This window comes from Azospirillum sp. A23 (assembly GCF_042938965.1).
In the GTDB taxonomy this organism is placed as follows: Bacteria; Pseudomonadota; Alphaproteobacteria; order Azospirillales; family Azospirillaceae; genus Azospirillum; species Azospirillum melinis.
Window position 1 is genome coordinate 1 of sequence record NZ_CP170670.1, and the last position, 18,738, is coordinate 18,738.

General features: G+C 62.0%; 23 protein-coding genes. 18 read left to right on the plus strand and 5 right to left on the minus strand.

The annotated features are described in order from the left end of the window. The first annotated feature begins 551 nt into the window (after positions 1-551). From ABNQ40_RS34105 to ABNQ40_RS34115, 3 genes are read left to right on the plus strand one after another with little or no spacing between them, the layout of a single operon-like run. A complete protein-coding gene (locus ABNQ40_RS34105) occupies positions 552-806 on the plus strand; it encodes a hypothetical protein (RefSeq protein WP_391349455.1) in 255 nt (84 codons plus the stop codon). A 23-nt stretch (positions 807-829) separates the two neighbouring features. Then, positions 830-1,036 carry a hypothetical protein gene (locus ABNQ40_RS34110; RefSeq protein WP_391349457.1) on the plus strand — a complete coding sequence of 69 codons (207 nt, stop codon included), beginning with the start codon at positions 830-832 and terminating at the stop codon, positions 1,034-1,036. Between the two features lie 16 nt (positions 1,037-1,052). Further along, on the plus strand, positions 1,053-1,316 hold the full coding sequence (locus ABNQ40_RS34115) for a hypothetical protein (RefSeq protein WP_391349459.1): 264 nt from the start codon (positions 1,053-1,055) through the stop codon (positions 1,314-1,316). A gap of 272 nt (positions 1,317-1,588) precedes the next feature. On the opposite strand, the gene ABNQ40_RS34120 is transcribed toward ABNQ40_RS34115, so the two are convergent. After that, a complete protein-coding gene (locus ABNQ40_RS34120) occupies positions 1,589-2,305 on the minus strand; it encodes a hypothetical protein (RefSeq protein WP_391349460.1) in 717 nt (238 codons plus the stop codon). Positions 2,306-2,822: 517 nt separating this feature from the next. Between ABNQ40_RS34120 and ABNQ40_RS34125 the strand changes: the two genes are divergently transcribed. Genes ABNQ40_RS34125 through ABNQ40_RS34140 form a run of 4 tightly spaced genes read left to right on the plus strand, consistent with a single transcriptional unit; the run spans position 2,823 to position 5,203 of the window. Further along, complete coding sequence (locus tag ABNQ40_RS34125) at positions 2,823-3,065, plus strand: DUF4167 domain-containing protein (RefSeq protein WP_391349462.1); 243 nt, start codon at positions 2,823-2,825, stop codon at positions 3,063-3,065. Positions 3,066-3,078: 13 nt separating this feature from the next. Then, the gene (locus ABNQ40_RS34130; protein WP_391349464.1) at positions 3,079-3,462 is read left to right on the plus strand and encodes a hypothetical protein; all 384 of its coding nucleotides are present in this window, start codon (positions 3,079-3,081) and stop codon (positions 3,460-3,462) included. A gap of 10 nt (positions 3,463-3,472) precedes the next feature. Next, positions 3,473-3,658, plus strand: coding sequence for a hypothetical protein (locus tag ABNQ40_RS34135; RefSeq protein WP_391349466.1), 186 nt, complete (start codon positions 3,473-3,475; stop codon positions 3,656-3,658). Then, complete coding sequence (locus ABNQ40_RS34140) at positions 3,659-5,203, plus strand: hypothetical protein (protein WP_391349468.1); 1,545 nt, start codon at positions 3,659-3,661, stop codon at positions 5,201-5,203. Positions 5,204-5,797: 594 nt separating this feature from the next. Here ABNQ40_RS34140 and ABNQ40_RS34145 read toward each other — a convergent pair. Next, positions 5,798-6,829 (minus strand): replication protein RepA, encoded by a 1,032-nt coding sequence (locus ABNQ40_RS34145; protein WP_391349470.1) that lies wholly within the window; start codon positions 6,827-6,829, stop codon positions 5,798-5,800. A 248-nt stretch (positions 6,830-7,077) separates the two neighbouring features. After that, entirely contained in the window at positions 7,078-7,344 is a 267-nt protein-coding gene (locus tag ABNQ40_RS34150) for a ribbon-helix-helix domain-containing protein (RefSeq protein ID WP_391349472.1), read from the minus strand. 481 nt (positions 7,345-7,825) lie between these two features. Between ABNQ40_RS34150 and ABNQ40_RS34155 the strand changes: the two genes are divergently transcribed. The 3 genes from ABNQ40_RS34155 (at position 7,826) to ABNQ40_RS34165 (ending at position 10,434) form a co-directional block, all read left to right on the plus strand. After that, the gene (locus tag ABNQ40_RS34155; RefSeq protein ID WP_391349474.1) at positions 7,826-8,326 is read left to right on the plus strand and encodes a hypothetical protein; all 501 of its coding nucleotides are present in this window, start codon (positions 7,826-7,828) and stop codon (positions 8,324-8,326) included. A 217-nt stretch (positions 8,327-8,543) separates the two neighbouring features. Further along, the gene (locus tag ABNQ40_RS34160; RefSeq protein ID WP_391349476.1) at positions 8,544-9,572 is read left to right on the plus strand and encodes an AAA family ATPase; all 1,029 of its coding nucleotides are present in this window, start codon (positions 8,544-8,546) and stop codon (positions 9,570-9,572) included. Continuing rightward, the gene (locus ABNQ40_RS34165; protein ID WP_391349478.1) at positions 9,562-10,434 is read left to right on the plus strand and encodes a ParB/RepB/Spo0J family partition protein; all 873 of its coding nucleotides are present in this window, start codon (positions 9,562-9,564) and stop codon (positions 10,432-10,434) included. Before ABNQ40_RS34160 ends, ABNQ40_RS34165 begins: the two co-directional genes overlap by 11 nt. Before the next feature lie 67 nt (positions 10,435-10,501). On the opposite strand, the gene ABNQ40_RS34170 is transcribed toward ABNQ40_RS34165, so the two are convergent. Then, positions 10,502-10,996 carry a transglycosylase SLT domain-containing protein gene (locus ABNQ40_RS34170; RefSeq protein ID WP_391349480.1) on the minus strand — a complete coding sequence of 165 codons (495 nt, stop codon included), beginning with the start codon at positions 10,994-10,996 and terminating at the stop codon, positions 10,502-10,504. 55 nt (positions 10,997-11,051) lie between these two features. Next, a complete protein-coding gene (locus ABNQ40_RS34175) occupies positions 11,052-11,270 on the minus strand; it encodes a hypothetical protein (RefSeq protein WP_391349482.1) in 219 nt (72 codons plus the stop codon). Positions 11,271-11,592: 322 nt separating this feature from the next. Here ABNQ40_RS34175 and ABNQ40_RS34180 point away from each other — a divergent pair, with 322 nt between their 5' ends. The 8 genes from ABNQ40_RS34180 to traC are packed head-to-tail and all read left to right on the plus strand — an operon-like array spanning position 11,593 to position 18,723. Next, positions 11,593-11,928 (plus strand): hypothetical protein, encoded by a 336-nt coding sequence (locus ABNQ40_RS34180; RefSeq protein ID WP_391349485.1) that lies wholly within the window; start codon positions 11,593-11,595, stop codon positions 11,926-11,928. A 2-nt stretch (positions 11,929-11,930) separates the two neighbouring features. Next, complete coding sequence (traL, locus tag ABNQ40_RS34185; protein ID WP_391349487.1) at positions 11,931-12,224, plus strand: type IV conjugative transfer system protein TraL; 294 nt, start codon at positions 11,931-11,933, stop codon at positions 12,222-12,224. Positions 12,225-12,240: 16 nt separating this feature from the next. Further along, positions 12,241-12,801 carry a TraE/TraK family type IV conjugative transfer system protein gene (locus tag ABNQ40_RS34190; protein WP_391349489.1) on the plus strand — a complete coding sequence of 187 codons (561 nt, stop codon included), beginning with the start codon at positions 12,241-12,243 and terminating at the stop codon, positions 12,799-12,801. Then, positions 12,798-13,529, plus strand: coding sequence for a type-F conjugative transfer system secretin TraK (locus ABNQ40_RS34195; RefSeq protein WP_391349491.1), 732 nt, complete (start codon positions 12,798-12,800; stop codon positions 13,527-13,529). Before ABNQ40_RS34190 ends, ABNQ40_RS34195 begins: the two co-directional genes overlap by 4 nt. Continuing rightward, positions 13,513-14,853, plus strand: a complete 1,341-nt coding sequence (locus ABNQ40_RS34200) for a TraB/VirB10 family protein (protein ID WP_391349493.1) — start codon at positions 13,513-13,515, stop codon at positions 14,851-14,853. The genes ABNQ40_RS34195 and ABNQ40_RS34200 overlap by 17 nt, the downstream gene beginning before the upstream one ends. Positions 14,854-14,865: 12 nt before the next feature. Further along, positions 14,866-15,678 carry a DsbC family protein gene (locus ABNQ40_RS34205; RefSeq protein ID WP_391349495.1) on the plus strand — a complete coding sequence of 271 codons (813 nt, stop codon included), beginning with the start codon at positions 14,866-14,868 and terminating at the stop codon, positions 15,676-15,678. A 1-nt stretch (position 15,679) separates the two neighbouring features. Next, positions 15,680-16,156: a type IV conjugative transfer system lipoprotein TraV gene (gene traV / locus ABNQ40_RS34210; protein ID WP_391349497.1), complete on the plus strand. Its 477-nt coding sequence runs from the start codon at positions 15,680-15,682 to the stop codon at positions 16,154-16,156. Between the two features lie 2 nt (positions 16,157-16,158). Further along, complete coding sequence (gene traC / locus ABNQ40_RS34215) at positions 16,159-18,723, plus strand: type IV secretion system protein TraC (RefSeq protein WP_391349500.1); 2,565 nt, start codon at positions 16,159-16,161, stop codon at positions 18,721-18,723. The last annotated feature ends 15 nt before the right edge of the window (positions 18,724-18,738 follow it).

Below are 18,738 nucleotides of genomic sequence, written 5' to 3' on the forward strand. Positions count from 1 at the left end.
TGAGGCATTCGCCAAGCCCGATCAAGACGATCCGTGGCAGGGCCTGGAGGTGATGTTGAACTCAGAGAATTTTGAGCGGTTTAGCCGAGGCTAAAGACCGAGGATGTCATCCATCAAAGGAGAAAATGATGGAAAAGGATTCAGAATTGGCTTCATCTGCCAAGAAATCGTATGAATGTCGGGTCTCATATCAACACGGCAAGAGTAATGGCAATAGAGCAGTAACCATAGAAGCCGAAACTGGCTCTGTAGCGGCTTCTCTTGCCGAGGCCCTAGTGGTTCGATCTGATCGTTCGTTCACCCGAGTAAAATGCGTATCCTGTCATGGGAAAGATACGATCAAATGGTCTTGCAGAGTCGCCTATAAGAACAGCGCGAGTAATGGCAATGAAACAGTAATCATCGAAGCGGACACCGAGAGCTTAGCTATACAGTTATCGGTGAACGAAGTGGAAAGACGACATCCAAATTATACGGACATTAAATGCTCATCTTGTAAGGCGACATAAAGTAAACCGTTAAAACCTCTGAAACCAAACGAGGTGATTGGGATGATTACTCAGTTCTGCACTATCGCATACGGCCACGAGCGGCAGGCCAATGGCAAGTACAAGCTTTTTCGCAAGGAGGGCGACGGCGAATGGTGGATGGTCATGCCCGATCATCGGCGTCACTTCCATGAGGCCGTTAATGAGTTCGCCGAGACCTATCCTGAGGGCACGGCGATTACCAGCACATGGGATGAGCTGGACTACGATCTACCTCCGACGCCATGGGATTGGATGAGAGACGACGACCTTGGCTGATTCATAATCCATGTAGGGAGCATATGAAGATGTTGATGGTTGAGGATGAGTTCTACCAACTTGCAGCGATCAGCCTGTTCGACACGCGCGGGGCGAGCCAGTATAAGTTCGCCCCCCATGGCGCGGCCGATATCCTGGCCCATACGATGACGGTCGGCCCCATTGCCGGCGGTATGACGCTGGCGCCGCTCCCGGCGACCAATGACGCCGACCGCGACCAGTCGCGATAAGGAGCCTCCGCCATTGATGTTTCTGACACAATGGATACTCCCGTTTTCAGCGATGATGACGGGGCTTTACGCAGCGTGGCTGTGGTGGCAGTCGGCGCAGATCGATGTGGGACCAACCGACTTCGAACCTCTCGACCGGGCGGAGTCCGCTCACTGGCGGGTCACCGCACTGATCTTGGCGGGGCAGAAGTCGGCGACATTGAACCGACGGGCGGCTGCATGGACCGCCGCGGCAACATTCCTCAGTACCGTCGCGAGCTTCACAGATCGTTTATTCTGAGAATGGAGTGAATTGCGAAGGTGTTGAACGAAACTGAGCCCGTCACAATTGAAGTCATTGCAGTGCATAAAGCACCAGTCGGTGGAAAATTGCTGGCGCTTGTCGATGTGTCTATCACGATCCATGGCATCGAATTTAAGGTTCGTGGCCTCCGTGTATCGAGAGAGATCATGAACGGACAACATGCTACCTCTGTTACCGCTCCTCTTCACCGGGATAATGGAGGGCAGTGGATGTCAACTATCACTTTTCCGGAAGAACTCCACGAACCGCTATCGGACATTGTGTTGAACGCCTGCATCGAACACGGTATTTGCCGGAAGGTGTGAGGCGACGCCGTCGGCGCCGATCAGCAGCAGCAGGATCGCCGGCAGCCCGGCCGCCGCGGTGGTGGTGCTGGGCGAGCGCCCGGCGCCGCCCTCCGCCAGCAGGCCCTGCGCGTCGTCGGCGCCGATCAGCAGCAGCAGGATCGCCGGCAGCCCGGCCGCCGCGGTGGTGGTGCTGGGCGAGCGCCCGGCGCCGCCCTCCGCCAGCAGGCCCTGCGCGTCGTCGGCGCCGATCAGCAGCAGCAGGATCGCCGGCAGCCCGGCCGCCGCGGTGGTGGTGCTGGGCGAGCGCCCGGCGCCGCCCTCCGCCAGCAGGCCCTGCGCGTCGTCGGCGCCGATCAGCAGCAGCAGGATCGCCGGCAGCCCGGCCGCCGCGGTGGTGGTGCTGGGCGAGCGCCCGGCGCCGCCCTCCGCCAGCAGGCCCTGCGCGTCGTCGGCGCCGATCAGCAGCAGCAGGATCGCCGGCAGCCCGGCCGCCGCGGTGGTGGTGCTGGGCGAGCGCCCGGCGCCGCCCTCCGCCAGCAGGCCCTGCGCGTCGTCGGCGCCGATCAGCAGCAGCAGGATCGCCGGCAGCCCGGCCGCCGCGGTGGTGGTGCTGGGCGAGCGCCCGGCGCCGCCCTCCGCCAGCAGGCCCTGCGCGTCGTCGGCGCCGATCAGCAGCACAAATTTTCGCGCATGGCGAGCATGCGCGCGGTAGACTCATCCGACAGACAAAGCGAGGCCTCATGAACCGCCGGCTATCAGCCGTCCAAGATCCCGAACTGACCGACAGGCGCCGCCCGGCAGATACTGAGCCTCCGGAGGCTCTTGATCCGGCTGCGGCATTTGCGCTGGGGCAGTGGGGCATGGCGAAGCGGCTTGCCCAGCCCGGTCGACCGCCGCGCCGGTGCAGATTCAGGTAGGCATTCACCTACCGCTGTCCTCGAAGGGAGCGGCCGGGAGCATGCGGCCGCTGTCGCGAAAGGGGCGGTTGGCCATCTCACCGGTGCTGACGGTGCCGATCAGACTACAGGCCACCGGCCCCGCTGGTCGGTCGCGTCTCCGATGTCAGGCAGCACGTCGGCGGGCGTCGGCGACGCTGCAGCATCGGAGAATTCTCGCGCATCGTGGCAATGCGCAGCGTAGACTCTGTTGGGTCGAAGGATGACCCTCCACTCTTTTAAGGAAGTCGGTAGGCCCAATGCCACCCTTCAAGCCCCGCGTACCAGTGCCGCAACCGAATTTCAGCAAGGCCCGTCCCACCACTGCCGCTTCGACCGGAGTTCGGCCAGCACCGGCCCGTGTGAACGGATCAGCGCTTCAGAAACAATCTCAGTGGCTCGCTCGCGCGGCCGATGCCGAACGCACCGGAGATGGCGTGGAGGCTGAACTGTGTCGGCAGTATGCTGAGCATTGGTTCCGCGTATCGCGGGGAGAGGACTGAGGGAGATGAGCTGGTGAGTGACACCACCTTGACGCCGCGGGAGCGGGCTCTGATCCGCAACGAATTCATGGTGCGCTTTGGGCAGGCACCGCGGCTGGAGAGCGGCATCCTGGTGAAGCGGTGGGCCACCGGGCCGAACAAGGGTCAACCGAAGCCGGGAGCGGTCATTCAGGGGATGCTGGACCGTGGGCTGCTGGAGTTGCGGGACGACGGCAGCCATTGGCTGCGGGCTCAGTTTACCGAGGCCGGCCTCGCTGCCTTACGGCACATGGCCGAGGATGCACGCGCTCTGCCACCGGGCGAATACCAGCACGTCCTGAACGAACTCGGAAGCGGGCAACGGGCAGATCACAACAACGCATCGTCGGCCATCCGGGGTTCGAAATCTGTCGCGTAAAGGAGGGGTGGTGGAGCAAGGGGCCGATGATCTGGCGGCTGTGAGTGCATTTCTGGCCATGGCGGTCAAAGAACGGCTGCGTCTCAATGGTCATGCGGCCACCGACGTTTGGGCCGCCTGGGTCCGGCTGCTGGACCTGTCACCGGCTGATCAATCAGAGTTGTTGTGCCGGTTGCTGGGCGAGGTGCCCGAATGAATGCGTCGTGAAAGGGAACGGTCGGTAGCGTCCTCCAGCTGGCCGTCGACGGCGCCGCCCTGGTCGATCACCTCGCCGGCGTGCCGGCGGCGATCCGGATCAGGCTGGCCAGCACCGGCCCGGCCGGTCGGCCGCCGCGTCCTCCAGCTGGCCGTCGACGGCGCCGCCCTGGTCGATCACCTCGCCGGCGTGCCGGCGGCGATCCGGATCAGGCTGGCCAGCACCGGCCCGGCCGGTCGGCCGCCGCGTCCTCCAGCTGGCCGTCGACGGCGCCGCCCTGGTCGATCACCTCGCCGGCGTGCCGGCGGCGATCCGGATCAGGCTGGCCAGCACCGGCCCGGCCGGTCGGCCGCCGCGTCCTCCAGCTGGCCGTCGACGGCGCCGCCCTGGTCGATCACCTCGCCGGCGTGCCGGCGGCGATCCGGATCAGGCTGGCCAGCACCGGCCCGGCCGGTCGGCCGCCGCGTCCTCCAGCTGGCCGTCGACGGCGCCGCCCTGGTCGATCACCTCGCCGGCGTGCCGGCGGCGATCCGGATCAGGCTGGCCAGCACCGGCCCGGCCGGTCGGCCGCCGCGTCCTCCAGCTGGCCGTCGACGGCGCCGCCCTGGTCGATCACCTCGCCGGCGTGCCGGCGGCGATCCGGATCAGGCTGGCCAGCACCGGCCCGGCCGGTCGGCCGCCGCGTCCTCCAGCTGGCCGTCGACGGCGCCGCCCTGGTCGATCACCTCGCCGGCGTGCCGGCGGCGATCCGGATCAGGCTGGCCAGCACCGGCCCGGCCGGTCGGCCGCCGCGTCCTCCAGCTGGCCGTCGACGGCGCCGCCCTGGTCGATCACCTCGCCGGCGTGCCGGCGGCGATCCGGATCAGGCTGGCCAGCACCGGCCCGGCCGGTCGGCCGCCGCGTCCTCCAGCTGGCCGTCGACGGCGCCGCCCTGGTCGATCACCTCGCCGGCGTGCCGGCGGCGATCCGGATCAGGCTGGCCAGCACCGGCCCGGCCGGTCGGCCGCCGCGTCCTCCAGCTGGCCGTCGACGGCGCCGCCCTGGTCGATCACCTCGCCGGCGTGCCGGCGGCGATCCGGATCAGGCTGGCCAGCACCGGCCCGGCCGGTCGGCCGCCGCGTCCTCCAGCTGGCCGTCGACGGCGCCGCCCTGGTCGATCACCTCGCCGGCGTGCCGGCGGCGATCCGGATCAGGCTGGCCAGCACCGGCCCGGCCGGTCGGCCGCCGCGTCCTCCAGCTGGCCGTCGACGGCGCCGCCCTGGTCGATCACCTCGCCGGCGTGCCGGCGGCGATCCGGATCAGGCTGGCCAGCACCGGCCCGGCCGGTCGGCCGCCGCGTCCTCCAGCTGGCCGTCGACGGCGCCGCCCTGGTCGATCACCTCGCCGGCGTGCCGGCGGCGATCCGGATCAGGCTGGCCAGCACCGGCCCGGCCGGTCGGCCGCCGCGTCCTCCAGCTGGCCGTCGACGGCGCCGCCCTGGTCGATCACCTCGCCGGCGTGCCGGCGGCGATTAAAATTTTCGCGCATACGGCTATGCGCGGGTAAAATGTATGCGCGAAACAAGCACTGTCTCGTAAGGGAGCGATCAATGATACCGGCACCGGTCTGGGAGGTGTTTCACCCGGTTGATGGGAGACCCATTGGCTACACCGCGGCGTGGCACTGGCTGCCAGCGATTGAGGCTGTCGCACGCGCTGCTGGTCGTGATCCTCAGCCGCTCGATGCCGAATTGGCGAAGCTTGAGATGGTCGGAGAAGCGCTGCTGGTCGGCGCTGTGCGCTTGACCAGCCTGTCGCAATAAGAGGAAAGCGCGATAGGTGTCAGGTAAACAACGCTAAGGGTGAGCTGAGCCGGAACAGTGGCTTGCCTGTGGGCTACTAGCCGTGGGCTGGGGAGCAGCGGGACAGAAAAACCGACATAAAGGCTGGTCGGTTACACGGAAAACCCTGCTGGAGCGGTTTCCGTGCAGCCGATCAGCGTTTATGAGGTCCGGAGACGAAAGTACGCACGGTGTCCGCTTCGACAGGACATTCACGAAAGGCGGGTGGCGATCACCCGATCCTGCCCACAATTCCACCGGCCAACGGGACTACGGGGCCAGCCCGGTGCGCTATGAGGGCGCGGCTGGCCCCGTAGTCCCTACGCGCCGGAGGCGCGTTGACCCGTGGATTTGTGGACAGGGGTCTCGCTACCAATCACTTCCAACAGTCGTTGGCCACGCCCCGTCGTTGCGACGACGGGCGGCGGACTGTTGCGCAGCCACAGGCCCTCCGGTGTCGGTTCGGTACGTGCTGCAGGGTAAAGTGCGAGTACCCTTGTCATCGTCTCATTGAATCTGGCCCTGAAGTCGCGCAGGCGGTCGTAGCCCTGGTCGAACTGAGCGGCCAAGGCTGGCCATGTGATCAACTGGGGCTTTCCGGCGGGCACCTTGTGAAGCCGCTGCGCCAGCCATGCATAGAGATCGAGCGCAAACGCGGAGCCTGCCAACCGCGCGACTGCTCGGCGGTCGAGCGGAACGGCATGCGCCATCAACGATTGGAAATAGTCGTCCGACAGCCTGATCGTGGACGGCCAAAGGACGCGCTGATTATGAGTGCGGGGGAACCACAGATCAAAGCTGCCGACGACTTGCGTATTGATCTGCCGTGCCCGGCCATCTTCGATCATGCCAAGGCGGATGTTGGTAGCGGCGAGGCAAGCCAGCTGCTCCTTAATCGTCTTGATGGTGCGACCGCCTGTGTTAAGGGATAGCGAGCGCACGAATGCCGTTAGGCTGTTCTCCACCTCGATGACGGGCGATTGCGTTCGCATGGCTTCCGCGTTCAGGTGCAGCAGAACGAGCCGTGGCTTTTCACCATAAGGCAGCGGCAGTTCTTCGAACTTCTCCGTCTCCGGATTGAGGACAGCACCGGCCTCCAGGCGCAGCGAAATACGGCCCTGTTGCCGCTCCCATTCGCGCGCCGCGGTCCTCCGGTAGGGCAAACCCACTTGGCAGAAGACAGTGTGCTGGAACGAGATCTCGGCCGCGCTTGGTGTTGCCTCCGTGATCTCTGCAGTAGCGGCTGCAAGCCGGCTGGCCGTTGCGTCTCCAAGCGGTCGGCCGGTCGCAACAGCACGTGGAGGCTGGCGATAGCCGAAGAGGTCGGCTGGTGCGTTGTCATCAGGCTTCATGGGATGCAGCCTCTGGAATGGCGTCCAGTTCGGCGTCGTTCCGCAGCATTCGGGCTGTGCTCTGCAGCTGCGTGCGCGCCTCCGCCGTAGCAGGGATCCAAGCCGTCACGCGCACATAGCCCTTCGCCTTCAGGCGTTGCTCATAAGCTCGCACGCGCCGGGAATTGTTAGTCGGCATCTACCGCCCCATAGCTTGACTGTAGGCACGCTACCGTAACGCGCGTTATGCGGCAACCGCGTAACGCGCGTTACGCCGCAGCATCGAACGAGCGGGGGAGGGGGGCGGCATGGCGCTGGTGATAAAGTACATAGCAGCGCAAGACACTCGCGAGTGGCACACCACGGTCAATGTCCTTGCCGTACTCCCTGGAAATGTGCCGTACAAGATGTTGCCAACGACCAAACGATAGCTGAAGAGCCATCTCATCTATGGCATCCCAGAATGGCCGCTCAAGAAGAACGGTAGTCCGGCCACAGCCAACTCTCAGACATCGTTGTTCAGCATTGTAGAGCACGTTCGTGGTCCTGCCCTTACTCTATTAACGATGAAGTGGGCATTGCTGCCCATGGAATATGGCGTCCCCGCGTCACCTATCTGCTCCGATTATCTGCGCACAAATAGTGGCATAATCGCTACCTTATCTTGTGGCAAGTTGTCGCACCGCGTCGCAATCCAGAGCGCCGAAAGTAGCGGATCTGAACGAAGACGCCTTTGATATTGCTAGACTTTCCTCAGAGGGGGTTAGGCCCATTAGCATGGCATATTTGCCACTATTTTTGCTATGCGAGTCGCATCCCTGGTCAGCAAAATTAAGGGTGGACGATCCGAAAAACGTATATCGCTATACCTACATATACGTGCATCTCACCCATGCGACAAATATTATCGGGAGAGCGCAACCCAGCCGAAGGCAGCACTCCAACCACGCTTTACCTTTCATTTTCAGCACTTTAACCGGATGCCGCCACCTTACGCGTGGACTGGCGTAAACCACCTTGCCACAGATAAATACATACTGGATTATGCGCCACCATTACGCCGCAGTTGCGCTCGCGAAAGTTCTTGTAGTACGCCATGTTAAACAAGCGTCCTCCGCACGTCTGGGAATGATGAAACTCGGTGAACTCTTCGCCAGAGTCGGGGCAATCAGCAGCAGACCATGGTTTGCATTTGCGGTTGTGCTTACTATTGCTAAATTCTGTGATAAGTCCGGCGTCATATCCTTGCCGCGAGACGAACTCGCAGAGCATGTGGTTAGTCTTCTTGACCAAGATCGCTGGTCAGACCGCCGTACTAGTCGCTCAATGCTATCAAAGGCGACAGCCGGCCCGGACATTAGTCGGGTCATTACAGAGCTTATGGTCGGCGGGATTATTTCAGAACGCTACTATGTTGATCCGGCCGGTAATCGGTTCGACAAACAAGGGCGTGGTCGCATTGCTGCATATCGATTAGATGCCGAAGTATTTTTAGCAATTACAAGGGGCGAGGTCTAGCTGATACTGCGATCAAGCGCAGGACGCTTAGGCCCTGCTTATTGCACTACTGACGAACAGGTGCGAACCTGCTCAACCGCTTCGGCCTGCATAGGAGCAGACGCTGAGCGAACCGTGACCTTGACGAAAATAGTAGTAGCAACTGATCGATACACAGTTGACGCAGTTGCTACTACTGGATATCGTAGTGTCATCAAGACACACGAGGGGACCGCCCATGGAAGGCGATGAAATGCGTGCGCTTCGAGAAGCGCGCGGGCTGGATCAAGCTGCGTTCGCAGATTGGCTCAACACCCAGCTGAGCCGCCGCTATAACAAGCAGAAGATTTCGCGTTGGGAGACCGGGGCGGAACGGATCCCAGAAGCCGTGAACGATCTGCTCGCCGGCGACATTCAGCAACCAGTGCCGCGGCCGCAACTCGCTCCGACAATCCTCGCCGTTGCCAACCAGAAAGGCGGGGTCGGGAAAACTGTCACCGCCGTAAACCTCGCTTACCATCTGGCTCAGGCTGGGGCCCGCGTTTTGCTCATCGACGCGGACTCGCAAAGCAATGCGTCGATCCACCTTGGCCTGGGCGCCGGGACGATCCTTTCGCTCGAACAGGCCGGCAAAACGACCTACGATTTCCTCATCAAAGACGCTGAATTGTCCGATGTCGTTTACGAGACGACTTACAAAGGGCTCCACCTGATGCCCGCCGGCTTGTCCTTGGCCGACGCGGACGCAGGGTTGTTAACGGACAGCATCGCGGGGAAGGCTGTCGATAGGAAGATGCGCGGTCTCCGCCGCAGCTATGACTTCGTGGTTATCGACTGCGCTCCGAACCTGGGTGCCGTCACGATCAACATGCTGTCTGCATCGGATTTGGTGCTGGTCCCTGTCCAAACGGAGACCTTCGCCCTCCACGGCGTACAGCGCCTGGTCGCCACGATCACGCGCATTCGCCGCTCGGCCAATCCTGACTTGGACGTTCTGGGCCTTGTGCCCACGCTCTACCGGAAGAATCTCACAGAGCATCGTGACACGCTCAATGATATGCGGAACCAGTGGGAAAAGAGCTTGCACATCTATGAGCCCATCCCGAACGCGACGATCCTCGCGCAAGCCGCGTCGGCCGGGCAGATCGTGTTTGCCGTAGAGGGCTCTGCTCCCGGACAAGAGGTGTTTGAAGCCATCACCGCGGACCTGATGCGGATCGCCGCGAAGAAGGCGGCAGCCAAGGGGGAGAGCGTCTATGGCTCGTAAGCTGCAGCGGCGAACCGGCGAATTGCTTGGCGGCGTCGAGCCGACAGAGAACCTTGCTGGCACATCTCGCCTTTTCGGGCAATCAGAGAACCTGCCTCGCGTAGTCGAGCTTCAGCTTGATGCTATCCAGTTGAACCCCGATCAACCCCGGAAGCACTTCGATGACGAAGCCATTGCTTCGTTGGCACAGTCGATCGAGCGGCATGGTCTCAAGAACCCTGTGCTAGTCCAGGGTGACCGAGATCAGGGCTATGTCCTCATTGCTGGGGAGCGCCGTCTGCGCGCTCACCAGCTGCTGGGAAGGTCGAGCATCTTTGCCATCATCACAGAAGGCGATTTGGACGAAATCGCTCTGGTGGACAATGTGCAGCGGGTCGATCTGAACGAGGTCGAGTACGCGCGAGCTTTGGAGCGCTTGGCAGACAAGCATGGCTACACGCAAACCGATCTCGGAAAAGTGGTCGGGCGCGCACAGCCGGACATTGCCAGAAGCCTATCAGTGCTGAGGATCGCTGACAGCATCCTGGTGGAGTACATGCCCTTGGCAGGCCAGATCGCCAAAACCGTCCTGTACGAGTTGGCGACGGTAGACGGCGAGGAAGCCCAGCGCGGGATATGGGACGCGTTGAAGAAGACCGGCTTCTCAATCAAAGCGGTGCGGAACGCTAAAGCGGAAGCTGGTCCAGCCCCTCAACCGGCAAAGCCCCCGGCCGATGCCGTCAAGGCTGCCACCACCGGCATCAAGCGGCTCGTCGGCGGTGTGGAAAAACTGCAAGCCCACCGCGCAGCCCTGACGCCGGAGCATCGACAGGACCTGCTTGCATTGCGAGCGAAGGTCGATCAGCTGCTCGGTGACGGGTGACGAACGGAGTGTCATCGCCCGGTTATGTGAATTCGCATAATCGGGCGGTGCGCAACATCCCGGTGGGTCACGAGCGGACGCAGTGCGAGATTTTCAGTTCTGGGGCCAGTGCCCGCGCGAGGCGGCATCGGTATGCCTGATTCCGGACTAGATCACGGGTGTTGTGAAAGGCGCCTGCCGCCCGTTCCCACGTGCCGTGGCGCTCCTTCAGTTCGATGAGGAAGGCCGCACCAGCCCGAACATTGGTCAGAGGATCGAGAACCTTTTCCACGCTGCCAAAGCGGTATGCGTGATACCGCATGTTCATCTGGACGCAGCCGGCATCCGGATACTGACGCTTGGTCAGCATGCCTGTGAGCGCAGATACAGCCTCGGCCTTGGTCCGGAAATAGAAGTCCTGACCGGCCAAGTTTAGGGTCCAAGGCCAGCCGGAGCTTTCAACCTGTCCAATCGCCTTCAGGATGCGGTGTGGCACGCCACTCTCTTCAGCGACCTGGGCAATCGCATCCTCGCACGTCTGCGCCGCCCGTGTAGGGCAGGCAGAAAGCAGGGTGGCTGCCACAATGGCAGCCCCCAAGAGCATCGAGCGCGAGAGGCGGTGATAGGCGCAGCTACGGCTACGCCTCGGGCTTCTTTTGTCCATTCAGAAACTCACGGAACTGCTGCTGCAGATCGGCATCCTCAAGGAACCGATCCGTCAGCCATTGGAACAAGGTGACTTTGTGGACCTTCCGATCCAGCTGGTACGTCAGATCGGTGAGGTGCTTTTCGACCGCAGCCGCTGAGCTTGTGGTGAGCTTGAAGGACGTGAGCACGGTCTTGCCACTATCGGTCATTCGATCTGCCTCTTTCTCTAATATATGCGTATATACGTCAATAGCCATTTGACGATATGCAGCTATAAATGCTAAACCATAGCTGCATATACGACCGTTATGGCGAAGGCGCTGAAATCACTCAAGGGCCTCGGAGTGGCTGCGACCAGCACGCCCCCCCATGCGCAGTGCAAGAGGGTGCGACGAAACATCGCGATCAGGCTGAGGTAATCAGATTGCGCAAATGTATCTCGAAAGATACCTGAATTAGTGGCATAAACGCCACCGTTATGGTGTCAAGCGCGGCTGAACGCGTCAAACCAACAGAAAGGAACTATTAACCATGAAGTTCGACAGCTCGCTCTCCGCACTGAACCGGGACGAGAAAGACAAGGTTGCGTCCGCTGCCCTGGCTGTTCTGGCTTGCATCTTCGTCGTGGGCCTCTGTGATCCGGCCTTTGCTGGCACCGACACCACCTTCGACACGCTGAACACCAAATTCTCGGGATACATCAGCGGCTCGGGCGGCGAGTTGGCCGCGGTGCTGGCGTTCGGCTTCGCCCTCGCGGGCAGCATCCTGAAGTTCAATCTTCAGCAGATGGCTTCCGCGGTCGGCGTCGGGGCGATGGCCGGTCTCGGGCTGCCGATCATCACCGGGGGCATCACGGCGCTGGTGTAATCATGAGCAACGGCGACGTTGAGCCCTACTACATTCCCCGTCATCTAGACGACCCGGAGCGGTGGTATTTTTGGACCTTTGACGAAGCATTGGTTCTCGTTGGCCCGCTCATCCTGGGCTACGTGTTCCATATGTTCACCTTCGGCATCATGCTTTCTGCAGGCGGATACTTCGCTTACCGGAAATTCAAAGGCTCAGAACAAGCCAACGTCGCCGTTTACGGCGTGTATTGGTACTATCCACCGCTTGGCCTAAAAGGAACGCCCCCATCATACGTGCGGCGTTACGTGGGGTAAAGCAATGGACTTTCGATTGCACAACACTACGCTGCACGACGCCATCGTGCTGCGAAACATATTCTTAATTCTGCTTGTTCTGAGCTTGCTCGTCAACGCGGGGCAAGCCTGGAATGCGGCCACAGAAGACAAGGTTACGCGGCTGGTGCCGTCCGTAATTCCGGACGGCATGACGATCGGCACGAAGTCCGTGGATCGGGCCACGCTCGAATTGCTGACGCGCGATATGGCGGGGCTGCTGCTGAACGGCACGCCAGCCACGACCGACTATGCGCGCCAAGCCATCCTGCGCATCACGCATCCGGCAGTGTACGGTGCTGTCGAACAACAGACACTCGAATACTTCGGCTATTTGCGTGATCGCAAACTTTCCACGGTCTACTTCCCCACATCGGTCAATGTCGATACGCGCACTATGATGGTGGAAATGGTAGGGCAATTCGACACTTACATGGGGAAGACCCAAACCAACTCTGAAGTGAAGATCTATCAATTCAAATGGGCCTTCTCTGGTGGCCGTCTGTCCTTTTACGGCTTCCAAGAGGTGAGCAAAGATCATGCTGGAGGTAAGCAATGACGCCGCGGGCCTGGGCCATTCTGGCCGCCGTTGGTTTGGTCGCACTGCCGGTCTCGGCAGGCGCCATGCAGATCAAGAAGGTTGTCGATGGCGGCGAGATTTCGGCAACCGTGTCGAAGCTCGATCCCAACAGGATTGCCGTAGTCGGTGACCGGGTAACCAGCGTGAAAATGGAGAAGGGTGCGTTCTCAGCAACAGTCGATAAGGCGACGGGCGATCTGTATGTGCAGACACTGCCCGGCGGCGAGGGAGCGCCGCTGAACTTCTTCCTGACCACTGAGCGCGGCTACACCTACAAGCTGCTCCTCACCCCCGGAGATCGTCCTTCGGAACAAATCGCCCTGCATAACCCGCAGGTCAACGGCTCCAAGGAAGCCGGCGATTGGGAGCGGGAAACTCCCTTCCAAGAGTCGGTGGTCCGCCTCATCCGGTCGATGGTGCTCGAAGAGACCATCAAGGGATATGAGATCAGCGCACCGGACACGTCTTACGATCTCGGTGGCGGCATCCGGCTTGTGCTGAAGGCTCAATACCTCGGCAAGTCGCTCGACGGTGAAGCCTACACGGTCAGGAACACGCTGAGCCAGCCGGTGGAGCTGACGGAGCAACGCTTCAAGCGGGCCGGTGTGGTGGCTGCAATGCTGACGGAACGGGTGCTGCAGCCGGGTGGTGAAACCACGGCTTTCGTTGCACTTCGGAAGGGGTCAGGCAATGTCACGGGACGCTGAAGCACAGAGACTGAAGCGGCGGCAGCAGCTTGTCGCTGGTGGCACCATCGCGGTCGTGCTGGTCGGCGCTGTCGTCTATCTGGTCCTGCGCCAGCCTGGCCCCGCGACCATGGCATCCTTCGATCCCAACAAGGCCGTGAAGATCAACGATCTGTCGGGAGCCTCGGCACCGGAAAAGAACTGGCTGAACAAGGCGGAAGAACGCTTTGGGAAGCTGGAAAAGACGGTCGACTTCTTGAACTCGGCTAAGACCGCGGCAGAGAAGGAGGTCGATCGGCTGAAGTCGGAACTCAAGGCAACGAATGAGGCATTCGTCGCCGCTGAGAAGAACGCGAAGGAGGTGATCAGCGCACAGGCCGACGCCTTTGAAAAGCTGGAAGGTGAGAACAAGCGGCTGCAGGATCAGGTGCAGGCGGTGGCGGTGGCCAGCCCTGCCGCTGCGCCGAACGCGGGCAATCAGAACCGCCGCTTCGTGCCGTCGCAAGGCGGGCAGTCGGCCGGTGTGAACGGCGATTTCGTCTCGCGCCAGAACGGCCGCCCAAGAACCGGAGCCGACAATCTGGTGAACGGGACGGAGGCTCCGCGCGGCGGCGTTGAGGTGGTGACGTTCAACCTCGATCAGCCGGCCGGGCCCGGCCGCTCTCGATCCACCCGCGACTACGTGCCAGCAGGCGCCTATGCCGCCGCCGAAATCATCAGCGGCGTGGATGCCTCCACTTCCGTAACCTCGCAAGCCGATCCGCGGCCGATGCTAATCCGCATCACCGGCCCGGCGAAATCGGCGGCGCTGAAGGGCGCACAGATACAGGAAACCGATATCATCGGCTGCACGGTCACGGTCGCCGCCACCGGTGACCTATCGTCCGAAAAGGTGTACGGCCGTCTGCAGCGCATGACCTGCACCCGCAAGGCAGGAGAGGTCATGGAAACCGATGTTAAGGGCTATCTGGTCGGTGCCGGTAAAGCTGGCATCCGCGGCGAGGTTGTAAGCCGCGAAGGCGATCTAGTGATGCAGAGCTTCTTTGCGGGCGTAGCCGGTGGCGTTGGCAAGACCTTCTCCCAAACACTCGGCGGCGGTATGGCCGGCTTTGGCGGTCTTGGCGGCAGCGGCATCACGATCAACACCGGGGAGACGGAAACCCCGAGCTTTGGGCAGGTCGCGAAATCGGGCATAGGGCAGGGCCTGGGGAACGCTGGTGACCGGCTCTCCGATTACCTCATAAAGCGCGCTGAGCAGTACCAGCCGGTCATCACGGCACAGCCTGGACCTGTCGAGGTCGTGTTCATCGAAGGCTTCCACCTCGACGGCCGCTCGGCTAAATAAGGAAAAACTGTTATGAGCTATCGCATTGCGATGGGCGCCTTGGCGGCTGTCCTCCTGGGGGCGAGTGGCCCGGCTCTGGCGGATTGCACCGCGCAGGATGCATCCGCGGTAACGTCGGCTTTCGCAGCCCGCATGCCGAACACCCGTGTCACCAAGCTCAGCTGCACGCCCTGGCCTGGGGTGTTTGAAGTGGTGGCTGGGAACAACGTCTTTTACACCGACGCGTCGGCCCGGCTGGTCTTCGTCGGCTCGATGTATGATCTGGTGGCGCGCGAGGATCTGACGGAACCGGTTCGCGACGCCGCCGGGGGTGGAGAGGGTGCCAAAGTGGGACGGGTGGACGTCCCCGATGACAGCCCCACGGTCACTCCCGTCACAAAGCCGCCAACACCCGAATTGTCGGCCGCTTGGGACACGTTCCCGGCCAACACCGCGGTCGTGAGCGGTGCCGGACGACCGCTGAAGCTGGCCGTCTTCTCGGACCTGGGCTGCAGCTACTGCCGCGAACTGCACAAGGCGCTCGTGGAGTGGGGGGACGTGGAGGTTCACGAGTACGTGACCACGATCCTCGGTACGGAAAGCCTCGCGGACAAGGCTCTTTGCTCCGACGATCCCGCGGCGGCAGTCGACCGCACCTATAGAGGTGAAAAGTTGGCTGGTGGCACCCCCGGCTGCTCGCGCGAGCGCACTGCACAGGTGCGGTCCTTCATGGATTCCAAGGGCTGGCGTGGAACGCCAATGCTCGTGCGCGCCGATGGGGCCGTGATGGTCGGGTTCCCCGGCAGAGACAAAGTTCGCGGCTGGCTCACCGATGGGGGCAAGTAAGATGCGTGGTATTTTCCTGGCGATAGGACTCGCCTCGCTGGTTACCGGCTGTAGCGGCCTCAACGGCAACATCTCAGGGTCCTGGGACTGTCCGGCTCAGAAGGGCCGCGGCTGCATCTCGATCTCTGATGCGGATGAACTGGCGCGTCACGGTGGCGGAACGGCGGTCGTGTCCTCGGGCGTCTATACGGCTCCTAAGGCCGCTACCACAACACCCGCACCGTCCTCCCAAACCTCGAACGCCGGCGTCTTGGAAGCGCTCGGCCTGAAGGGCTCTGCAGGTAGCGTCAGCGCCGCCAGTGCGGAGCCGGTGCGCTTGGCTCCGGGAGCCGCGGCACCGTCCGTCGTGGTGCCGCCCCGCACCCGTGAAAGGGTGGCGAGCATCTATTTCTTCCCCTTCGTGGATGCGGCAGATGCCTACCACGATGCAGCCTATGTCCACGCGACGATTGTCCCGTCTGAGTGGGTGGAGCGCTGACCATGCTGAACCTGCTGGACGGATTGCAAGGCACGCTCACCGGAGTGTCGATGGCGCAGCTGCGTGAAAAGCTGCGCAATCTGTTCGGTGACGACCATCTCATTGACCGCCAGTCCGAGTTGGAGCGGCCGCACTCCATCGCGGAGCTCCTGCCTTACCGGGTCTACGATCAAGAAAACGATCTTTACATCAACCGCGACAGCCACGGCTTCATCCTCGAATGTTCGCCGCTGGTGGGCGCCAATGAGGAAACCGTCAACCTCCTAACGGGGATGATCACGGACGGGCTGCCGGCGGGATGCTCGGGTCAAATCCTGTGCTGGGCGAGCCCGAACGTCGCCGCCACGCTCAAGCGGTGGGTCGGCATGCGGGAGAAGCAAGGAGGCATCTACGCCCGCCTGGGGCAACGTCGGTTGGAGCACCTGGCCCGTGGCGGCTGGGAATCCCTCCTGCCGAGTTCTCCCTGCCTGCTGCGACATTTCCGCTGTTTCATCGCTCTCAGCCTGCCCGGCAAGGGTGACATGCGGACCTTCGACCAGATGCGCATGCTCCGTGCTGGTTTGGTCGCCACGCTGTCCGGCATGAAGATCCGCGGGTCAGTGCTGCGGCCGGAAGGGCTAATCGCTTGGCTGGACGAGGTGTTCAATCCACGCGAAGGACTGGACCGTGACGTGCCGCCGTATAGCCCAACCGATCCGATCAACGCCCAAGTCGGTATGGGGGAAAGTCAGCTGGTGGTCGGACGCGGCGGCCTTGGCCTGGGAGCGGTGGAAGAGTGCGAGGACGGCCGCCGCAGGTCTGCCTTCGACGTTCGCTGCTTCGCCGTGCGCAGCTTTCCGGAGGTGTGGGCGCAGTGGCAAATGGCCCGCTTGATCGGCGATCCCAGCAACGACCAGCTGCGACCATCAGGGCCATTTCTTTCTGTCTTCACCTTCACGATCGGCGAAGACGTGAACGCGTCGATGAAGGCGAGCGCGAAGGCAACCCGCGCCACCCAGCAAGCCGGGACGGACATGGCGCGGTTCGTGCCGAGCATCCGAGAGAAAGAGCGGGATTGGAAGTTCGCCAAGGCCAAGCTCGATCAGGGGCAGAAGCTGGTGAAAGGCTTCTACAGCGTGGTGATCTTCGCGCGCCGGGGCGAGGGGGACGAGGCAGAGCGACGCATCAGGGGGTTGTACCGGGCGAACGGCTGGGCATTGGCTCGTGAGCAATTCGTCCAGCTGCAGACCTTCTTGACGGCGCTTCCGCACACCCTATCGGAAGGATTGGCGCAGGACCTGGATTACTATGGCCGCACGCGAACCATGGTTTCGTGGACCTGTGCGAACCTAGCCCCCCTCCAGGGCGAATGGCGGGGCATGGGAGACCCATATCTGCAGCTGATCGGCCGGCGCGGCGAACCATTTTGGTGGAACCCTTTCGCCAACACGGAAGGCAACTACAACACCATCGTGGTCGGCAAGTCGGGTTCCGGCAAATCGGTGGCGATGCAGGAACTGGCCGCCGCTCTGCGCGGGGCGGGCGCTCACGTCGTCGTGGTCGACAATGGCCGGAGCTTCGAGAACAGCGGCAAGCTGCAAGGGGGCTCGCACGTCGAGTTCACCGCTGCGGCTGGGCTGTGCGTGAACCCGTTCAGCATCATCGACGCGTCCAGCTTTCTGGAAGACGGCGATTACCGCGGCGAAGTGGTCGAGTTGATCAACAAGATGGTGCGGCAGATGTGCCGGCCGCATGAGCGCACGGACTCTGTGGAGAATGCGCTCATCGCCAAGGCCATCATGGCGGCGCTCGAAGTGCGCGAGACCGGCAAACTCGTGACCATGACGACGGTCGGCCATTTCCTGCGCGAGAACCCGGACGCGCGTGCACAGGATCTCGGCCTCATGCTCGAACCCTATATGGTGGGCGGCCTGTATGCCCGCCTCTTCGAGGGGGAGTGCAACATCGACCTCGGCAATCCGCTCACCATCTTCGAAATGGCCGAGCTTAGCGGGAAAAAGGAACTGCAGGGCGTCGTGCTGCTGATGCTGATGTTTCTCGTCTTCCAGGCGATGTACCGCAGCAAACGCCGCTATCCGGTCGCCCTCATCATCGACGAAGCCTGGGAACTGCTGCACGGCGAAGCGAGTGGCGAGTTCATTGAGAAATTCGCCCGCACATGCCGAAAGTATTTCGGTGCACTCATCACCGGCACTCAATCGGTGGATGACTACTACAAGACACCAGCGACACTCGCCGCGTTCCAGAACTCGGACTGGGCATTGCTGCTGGCTCAGAAAAATGAATCAGTCGATGCCATTAAAAAATCCGGCCGGATTGCCTGCGATCCGCAGATGGAAACAGCGTTGAAGTCTCTGAAAATGGTCGAACACCAGTACTCGGAAATCATGGTGTATGGGCCGATGGGATACCATATCGGACGCCTTATTCTCGACCCTTATTCCATCGCACTGTACTCATCGAAAGGCCAAGACTACGCCCAAATTCAACATCTCGTTGAGCAAGGCGTTTCTTTGGAAGATGCCGTCGATAAGGTTGCCGACCGCATTCGCAATGCTCGGCATTGAAGCACAACAAGAAAG